Genomic DNA, 11,036 nt, shown 5'->3' with positions numbered 1-11,036 from the left:
GATGCGTCTAAGCCCTAACGCCAAAGGTCGCACAAAAGCGATAGTGACAGTTGCCCTAATGCTCTCAAGCCTCGGCTTGATGGGCTGTAGTGAGCTGCTCTATCGGCAAACTTGCGTCGGATTCACAAAAGATATGCGTTATTGCTTAGCGCCACTGCCACAGCATTTTGGCCCTGCAACGGATAAACCACTCACTAAGCCAACAACTCAGCCAGCAGCAAACCCAGCTGGCACAAACTCTGCGAACCAGAGTCAAAGTCAGCAAGGCGACAGCAAAGCAAAGGTATCCTCCCAATCTTTTAGTCAGAAGGTGAGCATAAAAGTGGGCGATAACACCCATGAGCTGCTCACCCAGCTTGAACTTGAAGGGGAACGCATGACGCTGGTTGGGCTCGCTCCGCTAGGGCAAGCGTTGTTTACCTTGGTTTACGATGGAAATACACTCAGCAGTGAGCAGAGTCAGCTACTCGGGAATGAGTTTAAAGCCGAATATCTGATGGCGATGATGCAACTTATCTATTGGCCAGAACAGAGTATTCGTAGTCATTTAGAAGGTGGAAGTTTAGTGACAGGGCTATGTGACGCCATCCCCTGCCGCCAGTTTTATAGCCAAGACACGCTTATCAGTTACAACGATAACCAAACCCAAGTGATACAAATTCGTTATCAGCACCAAACCGACGATTCCCTTTGGCAGGCACATATTAATTTAACCATGCCGCAGGCAAAGTTTGAGTTAGAGATACAACCCATTTAAGCGTTAAGTTATAGGCTGCCAATCAAAGATAAAACTTAAAACTAATCATATTAGCCACTTATATTTACCACCCAGATTCGGTAATAGGTATAGCAAGCAACAATGAATAACAGAGTCGCCATTACACAGATTGGATTGTGTACCCCGTTAGGGCAAACGCCCGAGCAGGTGTTAGCCCGCTTAATTGCAGGCGATACCAGTGCCATGCAAACCAATGACACCCTATTATTTGGGGAGTCGACACTGGTTGCGCCCGTCACTGAGCCATTACCGACAATACCTGCCGCACTGGCGCAATTCGATTGTCGCAATAATCAGTTACTCCTTGCTGCCGCGCAGCAAATTACCGACACGGTCGAACAGGCGAAACAGACATATGGCGCCGACCGCATCGGCGTGGTGTTAGGCACTAGCACCTCAGGGATTTCGAAGGGCGAAGCCGCCTTGGCCTATCGCAATCAACACGGCCACTTCCCCGCCGATTACCATTACTTCCAGCAGGAACTTGGCAGCACCAGCGATTTTTTACGCCAATTATTTACGCTCCAAGGTCCCTGCTACACCATTTCGACCGCCTGCTCCTCTAGCGCTAAAGTGTTTGCCAGCGCCAAACGCCTACTTGAGGCCAAGCTGTGCGATATGGTGATTGTCGGCGGTATCGACAGCCTGTGCCAACTCACAGTTAACGGGTTTCACGCCTTAGAGTCGGTTTCCAAAGGACATTGCAATCCCTTCAGCGCCAATCGTGATGGCATCAATATCGGTGAAGGCGCCGCGCTATTTACCCTAACCTTAGCGACAGACAACACAGCAAATGAAGCCTGCGTATTGCTCGCAGGTATTGGCGAGTCGAGCGATGCGCACCATATGTCAGCACCGCATCCTGAAGGCGCAGGGGCGATTGCCGCCATGCAGGCCGCGCTTGATGATGCACAAATATCTGCGCAAGATATTGATTATATAAACTTACATGGCACAGCAACGCCTAAAAATGATGCAATGGAAAGCCGCGCCGTACTCTCGGTATTTGGCGACACGCCGCCCCCTGCAAGCTCAACCAAACCGCTGGTCGGCCATACCTTAGGCGCTGCGGGCGCGATTGAAGCCGCATTTTGTTACCTGTTGCTGTCACCGCATAATCACAGCTTTGCCCTGCCGCCCCATAGGTTTGATGGGCAGCAAGATCCGCAGGACCCCAGCATTGCGCTAGTCGCGCCCATGCAATGTGCCGAGCATGGCAAGCTTAACTATGTGATGAGCAACTCCTTCGCCTTTGGCGGCAGCAATGCCAGCCTGATTTTTTGCCGTAAAGGGGCTTAAGATTGATGTCCAGTTCTATCAATACCGCAATTTCAGCCGCTGAGCCGATTTGGCTGCAACACTTAGCCGAGCAGAATATTGCCGATTTTATTCCGCATCGTGCGCCAATGATCTTGATTGATAAGATTATTAGCCATCAGCAGGATGTGCTCGAAACTGAAGTGCTGATCACTCCGCAGAGCGCTTATTTTGACGAGCATCGTCAAGCCGTCCCCAATTATGTGGGTATCGAATATATGGCGCAGAGCATTGCCGCTTTAGCGGGCGTTGAGGCTAAACTGCGTCACGATAAAATCCGCGTGGGATTTTTATTGGGATCGCGTAAATTAGCCTTACACTCGGCGCAATACGAACTCAATCGCTGCTACCGCACTCAGGTTAAACGCCTCTATCAGGAAGAGTCGGGACTGGCGGTATTTGATTGCCAGATTTATCTATTGCCCGAAGCGGGAGCGCAGCAAACACCACTGTTAGTGGCCGAGGCCAATGTGAATGTGTTCCAACCCCAGGACACCCAAGCGTATATCGCCTCAAGCCAGCAGGCTTAATGCCAAGAATCATACTTGGCAGCAATAAGTCTTATCACAAAAGGATTTAGCCCTTTGATGCACAAACAACTCATCAAGCATCACGGGTGGAGAAATAAAGATGAATAACAGAGTATTAGTCACAGGTTCGAGCCGCGGTATTGGCAAAGCCATCGCCCTTAAACTGGCTGCGGCAGGTTATGATATCGCGCTGCATTATCACAGCAATCAGGCCGCAGCCGATGCTAGCGCCGCAGAACTTAGCGCCCTTGGGGTTAACGTCAGCCTACTAAAGTTTGATGTTGCCGACCGCGTTGCCGTCAGAGCCGCCCTTGAGGCCGATATCGAGGCTAATGGCGCTTATTATGGCGTGGTGCTTAATGCGGGCATCAACCGTGACAATGCTTTTCCGGCGATGAGTGAAGCCGAATGGGATAGCGTAATCCACACTAACCTCGATGGTTTTTATAATGTGATTCATCCCTGCGTTATGCCTATGGTGCAAGCGCGCAAGGGTGGACGAATTATCACCTTGGCTTCCGTTTCCGGTATCGCGGGTAACCGTGGTCAGGTCAATTACAGCGCCTCTAAAGCGGGGCTGATTGGCGCGACTAAGGCGCTGTCCTTAGAGCTGGCCAAACGTAAGATCACCGTAAACTGTATCGCCCCAGGCTTAATCGAAACCGATATGGTGGCGGATATTCCTAAGGATATGGTCGAGCAGTTAGTGCCGATGCGCCGCATGGGCAAACCGAATGAAATCGCCGCCTTAGCAGCCTTTTTAATGTCGGACGATGCCGCCTATATCACGCGCCAAGTGATTTCGGTGAATGGAGGCATGATCTAAATGACCCAGCGCAATCCCCTAGGCAGACGTGTCGTCGTTACCGGTATCGGTGGCATCAGCGCCCTAGGCCATGACTGGCCAAGTATCGCAAGCAGCCTTAAGGCACAAAAAAACTGTGTCGTGACGATGGCGGAATGGGACAAATACGACGGACTAAACACCCGCCTTGCTGCACCCATTACTGACTTTGAGGTGCCTAGCCACTATTCGCGCAAAAAAATCCGCTCCATGGGACGCGTCTCGATTATGGCGACTCGCGCCAGCGAACTTGCGCTGATAGATGCTGGACTATTGGACGACCCTATCGTCACCTCGGGGGAAATGGGCATTGCCTATGGTTCCTCCACTGGCAGTACTGATCCGCTGGTCGCCTTTGGCGATATGCTCAAACATGGTGATATGTCTGGCGTTACCGCCACCAGTTATATCCGCATGATGGCACACACTACTGCGGTAAACGTGGGGGTTTTCTTTGGTCTAAAGGGACGCATTCATACCACCAGCAGCGCCTGCACTTCAGGCAGCCAAGGCATAGGTTACGCCTATGAGGCCATCAAATACGGGCAACAGACCTTAATGCTCGCGGGCGGCGGTGAAGAACTCTGCCCAACCGAGGCGGTGGTATTCGACACCCTGTTTGCCACCAGCACCAAAAATGCCACGCCAGAGTTAACACCTCGCCCCTTCGATGCCAATCGCGACGGTTTAGTGATTGGCGAAGGCGCTTGTACTCTGGTACTCGAAGAGTTAGAACACGCCATGGCGCGCGGCGCGAAAATTTACGCCGAGATCGTCGGTTTTGGCACTAATTCCGATGGTCAGCATGTGACTCAGCCCAATAGCGATACCATGGAAATTGCCATTCGCTTAGCCCTTAAGGATGCTGCGCTTACGCCCGATGCCATTGGCTATGTAAATGCCCACGGCACAGCGACCGACCGCGGTGATGTTGCCGAAACCCATGCAACCCATGCCGTCTTCGGTGCGGATATGCCGATTTCATCCCTTAAAAGCTACACAGGCCATACCTTAGGCGCCTGCGGCGCGTTAGAAGCTTGGGTGAGTATTGAGATGATGAATGCGGGTTGGTTTGCCCCGACGCTCAATCTCGACAATATCGACCCAGAATGTGCCGCTCTCGATTACATTCGCGGCGAGCCACGTGCGCTCGACACCGACTATGTGATGAGCAATAACTTCGCCTTTGGCGGCATCAACACCTCACTGATTTTTAAACGCTGGAAAACGACATAAGGACATATCAATGAAACCATTAGTTGCAAGCATTTTACTCGGTATCAGTTTACTGGCCTCGCCGGTGTGGGCGCAGGATTATACGGTTGAAACCTATCAAGAAATTTTTAAAGGCGACAACCAATTTAAGCAAAAACAAGCCATCGAAGCCCTGACGCTTGCCGGATTATCCGATCCCGCCATTTACGATGTGTTAGAGGCCAAACTTATCGCATCGCTGCCACAAGCCACCGAGAAAAATGCTATCGACTACAGTGCATGGTTAGTCAAAGGTTTAGCTTATTCAGGGAACGATAAATACAGCGGCACCATCAACAATATTATCAATGGCGACTACCATAAGAAGCTGAAGAAGTACGCTACCCAAGCCCTTGAAAATCTTGACCAGTATAAAAAATGGAATGCTATTTTAGGCGATAAAAGCCAATATGTGGCCGAGCAAAGTATCAAAAATAATGCCTATGCCAACGCCTTTAAAAGCAATGAGTTAGAGCTGATGCGCCTCGCAGCCAAACGCATGATGGACGATCAAAACTACGATGACTTTTTGCTAGAACGCCTGAGCGTTGAGCTGAAAAATCCACGTTTGATGAGTAACGACAAGTTAGCCATCGACACCTACGCCAATATGGCGAAAGCGCTTGCGGCATCGGGTAATACCCAATACCGCGAAGTGATTGAAAATATTGCCAACAACAACCCAAACAAAAAGCTGAAAAGCTACGCCGAGAGCTATTTGAAGAAGTACTACTAAATCGCTTTTGAGCTAGCAAAAGCGTTAACAACAAGCCGAGAATCATCTTAATGCCACTCGCTCTTAAGCGAGTGGCATTAAGATGATTCTCGGCTTTTTATTTTGCCTCCAGTCTTTGTGAGTGAAACCGGAGGCATAAAACGTTTAATCACCGCTATAAGATGCTGGTCAAGCGCTATGCAGAGCATCGTAAGCTAAAGCGGCCTCTTTAAGTTTCTCAATATCCGATGCACATAAATATCGCCTGAGTGACTCAAATTTTGCCTGAGGCCAATCGTAAATCCTTAGGCCTAATAACTCATCGATAACAGAGGGTTCGAAACGATATTTAACCAATTTGGCAGGGGTTCCCCCTACTATGCTATAGGGAGCAACATCTTGAGTGACAACGCTATTTGCCGCAACGATAGCGCCTTCCCCTATCGAAACACCCGGCATAATCATGGCTCTCATGCCCAACCAGGCACCATCACCTATATGCGTATCACCTTTGCCAACATAGGCCTCCTCTATAACGTCCATAAAGGGATATAAACAAAACCAGTCGGCCCTGTGGGTATGATTTCCCCCCATCAGAATAACAGCTTCTGCCCCTATGCAGACGTAATCACCAATGTGGAGTTTATCTATTTCCCACAGCGGATCCCAAGTTAGGCTGATTTCGTCGCCATAGAGATATCGAACAACCGACTCTTCGAAGCCCTTATCCCAGCAATCGCTGTAATAACTGTGCTCACCTTTGATAGTAATATTCGGATTTGTCACTACTTGATGCAGCAACTGGACTTTGGACCAATGCTTATTTTCCATTAGTATCTTCAACCTCATGTTAATTAATCGAAATTTGACAAATAAAGACTATGTCGTCAGTGAATTCGAGGCTGTTTTAATAAAGGTGAAGAGATAAACGGCATAAATAAACTCGAGTGTTTGAAGTGGATGCTAGAGCACCATAGCTCAGCGTTACGAGCATAAGTTACAACAGCCTACGCCGTATCGGCAAACCTATTACCAATAAGATGCTGTAGTTCAGGCAGATGCCATTCGCTTTGTTGGCTTAGGCTTTGCTTATCCACCGCGGCGTTTTAACCCTAAAAACAACCAAACGCGATAACGCTATGATGGATAAGTGACAACACAGGGAATTTTAATATTGAGAGCAACGATGAAAATAATACTAGATGATCTAAAAGGGCCTGAAATTGCAGCACTTTTAACTGAGCACCTTGAAGATATGCGGGCAACCTCGCCGCCGGAAAGTGTGCACGCATTAGACCTTGATGGCCTGCGCCAACCCAATATTCGCTTTTGGACACTGTGGGATGGCCGTAATCTGGCGGGCTGCGGTGCACTAAAATGGTTAGATGCTGAACATGCAGAGATCAAATCGATGCGAACCGCAGCAACTTACAAACAACAAGGCGTGGCATCCCAGATTCTGCAGCACTTGATCAATGACGCCAAAGCCGCTGGCGTGCAACGCCTCAGTTTAGAAACCGGCTCGATGGCCTTTTTCCTGCCCGCACGTTCTCTCTACGCTAAGTTTGGCTTCGAGCTGTGTGGCCCCTTTGCCGATTACACGCTCGACCCCAATAGCCTGTTTATGACCAAAAAGCTCTAGGCCTCTGCACACATCAATCCACTAAGGTAGCAAACCTCAGTCTAGACCTAACCACAGCTAAGCTTTTGCCTGTTTAGTTGTAGTTAAGGCGCGATGCTTGTGCCAGTAATGCATTAAAAATCCGAGTAATAATCCCCAGAATGCACTGCCGATCCCCAATATACTCACACCCGAGGCGGTGACGAGAAACGTAATCACCGCCACCTCTCGCTCGTCGTTATCTGCGAGCGCTGCGGTCAGACTGTTACCTATGGTGCCAAGCAGGGCTAATCCTGCAATCGCGAGCACTAACTCCTTCGGAAACGCGGCGAAGAGACCAACTACAGTGGCGCCGAGTAAACCAGTGATAAAGTAAAACACGCCGCCCCACACTGCCGCCCAGTAACGGGTCGCGGGATTTGGGTCCGCCTCTTTACCCATGCAAATCGCCGCCGTAATGGCCGAGAGATTAAAAGCAAAGCCGCCAAAGGGGGCAAACAATACGCCCATCAGACCCGTCACGGTAATTAATGGCGAGATAGGCGGGCGATAACCATGGCCGTGCAGCGCTGCTACCCCAGGCATATTTTGTGAGGCCATAGTCACCACAAATAAGGGCAGCGCCACGCCCACTACGCTGGTGACAGAAAACGCAGGCGCTATCCATACAGGGGCGGCGAATTGCAGCTCAAGCTTATCGAGTTGCAGTAGATCCAATTGATAACTCATCCCTATTCCCGCTACGAGGGTGAGCAACATAATGTAACGCGCAGCAAAGGGCTTAAGCACAACAAACACTAATAACATCAATAGGATTAGACTCAGTTGAGTCTGCATGGCTTGAAACAGCCCTAAACCAAACGGCAGTAAAACCCCTGCTAACATGGCCGAAGCGACCGAAGGCGGCATGATACGAATAAGCTTATCCATCCAACCCGCCAAGCCGCATAGGGTGATCAACAAAGAGCTAATCAGGAAGGCACCAACGGCTTCGTGGATACTCAATCCCGCCAGGCTGCTGACCATCAATGCCGCCCCGGGGGTCGACCATGCCGTAAGCACCGGATTTTTATAGTAGAGAGACAGGCCAATACTGGTGAGCCCCATACCGACACCCAAAGCCCACAGCCATGAACTCATTTGTGCCGATGTCGCACCCACAGCATCCGCCGCCTGCAGGATAATCACCGCCGAACTGCTATAGCCCACCAGCACGGCAATAAAGCCCGCCGATATTTTTGATAGTCCCAAAGCCTCGCGCCACATCATCCCTACTCCTAATCCTACCTTTGCCTCGAGCATCGCACCATTGACTGTGCGCTATAACGCACAAGATGGACAAGATAGCACCTGTGCGTTATAACGTACAAATAATTTTTTAAGTATCAGACCACAATGCAGACCATCAACAGCTATCTTGCCGCGACCCTAAAACAACTGCGCAGCCAAAAGGGTTGGAGTTTAGATAAAGCGGCACTCGAGACAGGCGTGAGCAAGGCCATGATAGGCCAGATTGAGCGCGGCGAATCTAGCCCCACCATTGCCACACTGTGGAAAATCGCTAGCGGTTTTAATACCTCACTCTCAACTTTTCTGGAACCGACACCCGAGAGCCAAGGCACGGTCTTTCGTAACGCCGATGCATTACGCCAAAAGCCTGCAACCGACGGCATGTTAGTGGCATCGCTATTTCCCTTTGAGCCACGCTTTGGTTTTGAGATGTTTGAACTCACCCTTTTGCCACACTATGAGCGCCTCTCCGAGCCCCATGAGGCGGGCGTGACCGAGCATGTGATTGTACTGAGCGGCACCATGGAAGTGTTAGTGGATGGCCAGTGGCAGCCATTACAGCAGGGCGAAGCCGTGCGCTTTGCCGCCGATAAACCCCACGGTTACCGCAACTTAAGCGATCAACCCGTCGTGTTTCATGATCTTATCCATTACCACAGGGAAGCGCCTGTCACCGAGTAACGCCGACAAGCCAAGCGCCCAACAGATTGCCGCTTGCGCTCACCAATTCATTAGAATAAACTTATTGAAAATTTTCTAATCATAGAGGCAAAGCTATGTTTCAATCTTTACTGGCTAAATTATCTGGTAGCAGCAACGGTGAAAAATGTTGGCAATTGATTGATCAAGGTGCGCGTGTTATCGATGTGCGCTCACCAGAGGAGTTTGCCTCGGGTCATTTGCCTCAGGCCATCAACGTGCCGCTGCCAACACTCGACCAATGGTTGCATCAGGTTGACAATAAACAGCATCCGTTTGTGCTTTACTGCGGCGCAGGTATCCGTGCCCAAAAGGGCTGCGATATTCTCAAAGCCAACGGTTTTGAATGTGTGGTCAACGGTGGTTCGCTAAAAGATTTAGTCTGCTGCCAGCCAAACTAAAACCTAAGCCAAGCAACCATGCGTGAGGAGGTGCAGATGACAACAAAGTGCCCGCGCCCAACTAGCGGCGAACAACCGCCGCAGCCCAAAGTGGTTCGTGAAACCCGCTACAGCGTGAGCCGTAACCGTGGCCAAGCAAGCACTAAGGTGCGCTATATCGAAACCAGCGCTATCTCCCTTGGCTGCAAACTGTGCGAATAATTGTGTTCTGCGCAAACAAAAATGCCAGCATTTACGCTGGCATTTTTTATTATCTTTACGATTAAACCGCTAACTTATCGATACTGGCTTTAGCTTCGCTGATACCTTTTTGGTTGGCTTCTGGGCCCATGTTCAGCGCTTCAGCATATACCACTTCCACATCAGTGATACCGATAAAGCCGAGGAAGGTTTTTAAGAAAGGCACAATGTGATCGGTTGGGCCATCTTTATGGGCGCCACCACGAGTGGTGATCAACACAGCACGTTTACCTTCTACTAAACCTTTAGGACCGTTTTCGGTATAAGTGAAAGTCACACCGGCACGGGCCACAAAATCAATCCAGTTTTTCAGCTGGGTTGGAATGTTGAAGTTGTACATCGGCGCGGTGATCACGATAGTGTCGTTCGCTTTTAACTCTTCAACTAAGGCGTTCGACAGGTCGAGCATCTCTTGCTGACGCGCAGTTAACTCAGCGCCGCCACGTAGGCCAGAGGCGATTTCGCCATCAACCATTGGCAACACATCTTTACCCGCTAAATCGCGAACTGTGATGGTCGCGCCTTGGTCTTCCCATTTACCGATCAGGTGGTCAACTAACAAGGCAGATTGTGAATAACCGCCAAGAATACTGGATTTTAACACTAGGACTTTAGACATAATCTGCTCCGAAAATTGAAATTCTTGAGAGTCTTTCAGCTTGCTCTCGACTCTATGGGCTTAGTTTATTAGCCCATAAAAAAGAATAAAAGCGGATAAAATTTGAGATTACTTTCTAAAAAGTAGAATGGTTAGACTAAGAGCTAGCCAAGCTAGCCCTTAGTATATGGAAACGCAACACTCGAACTATTGAGCAAAATAATAGTTGTATTCACTGATTAGCTGGGAAAGCTCAGGCGAGTTTTGAATATCAACCATAAACTTATCAGTCGTGGTCATCGCCCATGCCAAACTCTCTTTATCTAGGCTATACATTCCCTCATTGGAGTACATGTTGTGAGCCTTGGTAAAATTTTCACGGTAACTGACGCTGGCAATCACCTCATTGTGAACCCTAAACTCATAGGTCAGCACCAAATCATTATTGGTCACCATAGGTAACAGCCCTAGGGAGCCACCCGCTAAAATCGCCGAGGTCAGTCCCGCGGCTTCTCCCCCTGCTGTAGGTTCCATTTTATAGGTCACAATCAGTTTCAATGGATTACCGATATTCTCTTTATCCATTTTTTCAAATAATGGCGTGCCCTTGAGTTTGTTATAAAAGTCAGTTGAATCAATGGTACTAATAAAAAATACTGGTGGAAGTGCCGTGGTTTGCGCTTTAACAAACGGGCTAGTGAGCAACAAACCCAGCATCAAAATACGAAGCATAAATGGCATTGGAAACA

The 11,036-nt window shown here is 49.4% G+C and carries 14 protein-coding genes; 10 read left to right on the top strand and 4 right to left on the bottom strand.

What is annotated here, in order from left to right:
* Nucleotide 1: 1 nt before the first annotated feature.
* The 6 genes from IEY09_RS08795 to IEY09_RS08770 all read left to right on the top strand — a co-directional run bounded on the left by IEY09_RS08795 (nt 2) and on the right by IEY09_RS08770 (nt 5,459).
* A complete protein-coding gene (locus IEY09_RS08795; protein ID WP_188870690.1) occupies nt 2–757 on the top strand; it encodes a DUF3261 domain-containing protein in 756 nt (251 codons plus the stop codon).
* Between the two features lie 102 nt (nt 758–859).
* A complete protein-coding gene (locus IEY09_RS08790) occupies nt 860–2,077 on the top strand; it encodes a beta-ketoacyl-[acyl-carrier-protein] synthase family protein (protein ID WP_188870688.1) in 1,218 nt (405 codons plus the stop codon).
* A 5-nt stretch (nt 2,078–2,082) separates the two neighbouring features.
* Nucleotides 2,083–2,625 carry a hotdog family protein gene (locus IEY09_RS08785; protein WP_188870686.1) on the top strand — a complete coding sequence of 181 codons (543 nt, stop codon included), beginning with the start codon at nt 2,083–2,085 and terminating at the stop codon, nt 2,623–2,625.
* A gap of 100 nt (nt 2,626–2,725) precedes the next feature.
* Nucleotides 2,726–3,451 (top strand): 3-ketoacyl-ACP reductase FabG2, encoded by a 726-nt coding sequence (locus IEY09_RS08780; RefSeq protein ID WP_188870684.1) that lies wholly within the window; start codon nt 2,726–2,728, stop codon nt 3,449–3,451.
* Nucleotides 3,452–4,705 (top strand): beta-ketoacyl-ACP synthase, encoded by a 1,254-nt coding sequence (locus IEY09_RS08775; RefSeq protein ID WP_188870682.1) that lies wholly within the window; start codon nt 3,452–3,454, stop codon nt 4,703–4,705.
* 10 nt (nt 4,706–4,715) lie between these two features.
* Nucleotides 4,716–5,459, top strand: a complete 744-nt coding sequence (locus IEY09_RS08770; RefSeq protein WP_188870680.1) for a hypothetical protein — start codon at nt 4,716–4,718, stop codon at nt 5,457–5,459.
* Nucleotides 5,460–5,627: 168 nt separating this feature from the next.
* Here IEY09_RS08770 and IEY09_RS08765 read toward each other — a convergent pair whose 3' ends face one another.
* Nucleotides 5,628–6,269 carry a CatB-related O-acetyltransferase gene (locus IEY09_RS08765; RefSeq protein WP_188870678.1) on the bottom strand — a complete coding sequence of 214 codons (642 nt, stop codon included), beginning with the start codon at nt 6,267–6,269 and terminating at the stop codon, nt 5,628–5,630.
* A gap of 355 nt (nt 6,270–6,624) precedes the next feature.
* Between IEY09_RS08765 and IEY09_RS08760 the strand changes: the two genes are divergently transcribed.
* Nucleotides 6,625–7,080, top strand: coding sequence for a GNAT family N-acetyltransferase (locus IEY09_RS08760; protein ID WP_169548263.1), 456 nt, complete (start codon nt 6,625–6,627; stop codon nt 7,078–7,080).
* A 57-nt stretch (nt 7,081–7,137) separates the two neighbouring features.
* On the opposite strand, the gene IEY09_RS08755 is transcribed toward IEY09_RS08760, so the two are convergent.
* Complete coding sequence (locus tag IEY09_RS08755) at nt 7,138–8,325, bottom strand: benzoate/H(+) symporter BenE family transporter (protein ID WP_172589193.1); 1,188 nt, start codon at nt 8,323–8,325, stop codon at nt 7,138–7,140.
* A 129-nt stretch (nt 8,326–8,454) separates the two neighbouring features.
* Here IEY09_RS08755 and IEY09_RS08750 point away from each other — a divergent pair, with 129 nt between their 5' ends.
* The 3 genes from IEY09_RS08750 to IEY09_RS08740 all read left to right on the top strand — a co-directional run bounded on the left by IEY09_RS08750 (nt 8,455) and on the right by IEY09_RS08740 (nt 9,650).
* The gene (locus tag IEY09_RS08750; RefSeq protein WP_172589176.1) at nt 8,455–9,030 is read left to right on the top strand and encodes a helix-turn-helix domain-containing protein; all 576 of its coding nucleotides are present in this window, start codon (nt 8,455–8,457) and stop codon (nt 9,028–9,030) included.
* A gap of 95 nt (nt 9,031–9,125) precedes the next feature.
* Nucleotides 9,126–9,449: a rhodanese-like domain-containing protein gene (locus tag IEY09_RS08745; protein ID WP_172589175.1), complete on the top strand. Its 324-nt coding sequence runs from the start codon at nt 9,126–9,128 to the stop codon at nt 9,447–9,449.
* Nucleotides 9,450–9,485: 36 nt separating this feature from the next.
* Complete coding sequence (locus IEY09_RS08740) at nt 9,486–9,650, top strand: hypothetical protein (RefSeq protein WP_218678225.1); 165 nt, start codon at nt 9,486–9,488, stop codon at nt 9,648–9,650.
* Nucleotides 9,651–9,711: 61 nt separating this feature from the next.
* Here the strand turns inward: IEY09_RS08740 and azoR are convergent, their stop codons facing one another.
* Together azoR and IEY09_RS08730 are read right to left on the bottom strand one after the other, a co-directional pair.
* Nucleotides 9,712–10,308 carry an FMN-dependent NADH-azoreductase gene (gene azoR / locus IEY09_RS08735; RefSeq protein WP_037423238.1) on the bottom strand — a complete coding sequence of 199 codons (597 nt, stop codon included), beginning with the start codon at nt 10,306–10,308 and terminating at the stop codon, nt 9,712–9,714.
* 186 nt (nt 10,309–10,494) lie between these two features.
* Nucleotides 10,495–11,028: a hypothetical protein gene (locus tag IEY09_RS08730; RefSeq protein ID WP_144345221.1), complete on the bottom strand. Its 534-nt coding sequence runs from the start codon at nt 11,026–11,028 to the stop codon at nt 10,495–10,497.
* Between the last annotated feature and the right edge of the window lie 8 nt (nt 11,029–11,036).

Origin of the sequence: Shewanella xiamenensis (assembly GCF_014647135.1) — a bacterium.
Lineage (GTDB): Bacteria > Pseudomonadota > Gammaproteobacteria > Enterobacterales > Shewanellaceae > Shewanella > Shewanella xiamenensis.
Note: the sequence above shows the minus strand (reverse complement) of the source record. Positions and strands in the feature narration are given on the sequence as shown.

Coding starts and splice junctions, on each gene's coding strand:
- IEY09_RS08795 (WP_188870690.1), top strand. CDS start 2: ATGCGTCTAAGCCCTAACGCCAAAGGTCGCACAAAAGCGATAGTGACA.
- IEY09_RS08790 (WP_188870688.1), top strand. CDS start 860: ATGAATAACAGAGTCGCCATTACACAGATTGGATTGTGTACCCCGTTA.
- IEY09_RS08785 (WP_188870686.1), top strand. CDS start 2,083: ATGTCCAGTTCTATCAATACCGCAATTTCAGCCGCTGAGCCGATTTGG.
- IEY09_RS08780 (WP_188870684.1), top strand. CDS start 2,726: ATGAATAACAGAGTATTAGTCACAGGTTCGAGCCGCGGTATTGGCAAA.
- IEY09_RS08775 (WP_188870682.1), top strand. CDS start 3,452: ATGACCCAGCGCAATCCCCTAGGCAGACGTGTCGTCGTTACCGGTATC.
- IEY09_RS08770 (WP_188870680.1), top strand. CDS start 4,716: ATGAAACCATTAGTTGCAAGCATTTTACTCGGTATCAGTTTACTGGCC.
- IEY09_RS08765 (WP_188870678.1), bottom strand. CDS start 6,269: ATGGAAAATAAGCATTGGTCCAAAGTCCAGTTGCTGCATCAAGTAGTG.
- IEY09_RS08760 (WP_169548263.1), top strand. CDS start 6,625: ATGAAAATAATACTAGATGATCTAAAAGGGCCTGAAATTGCAGCACTT.
- IEY09_RS08755 (WP_172589193.1), bottom strand. CDS start 8,325: ATGTGGCGCGAGGCTTTGGGACTATCAAAAATATCGGCGGGCTTTATT.
- IEY09_RS08750 (WP_172589176.1), top strand. CDS start 8,455: ATGCAGACCATCAACAGCTATCTTGCCGCGACCCTAAAACAACTGCGC.
- IEY09_RS08745 (WP_172589175.1), top strand. CDS start 9,126: ATGTTTCAATCTTTACTGGCTAAATTATCTGGTAGCAGCAACGGTGAA.
- IEY09_RS08740 (WP_218678225.1), top strand. CDS start 9,486: ATGACAACAAAGTGCCCGCGCCCAACTAGCGGCGAACAACCGCCGCAG.
- azoR (WP_037423238.1), bottom strand. CDS start 10,308: ATGTCTAAAGTCCTAGTGTTAAAATCCAGTATTCTTGGCGGTTATTCA.
- IEY09_RS08730 (WP_144345221.1), bottom strand. CDS start 11,028: ATGCCATTTATGCTTCGTATTTTGATGCTGGGTTTGTTGCTCACTAGC.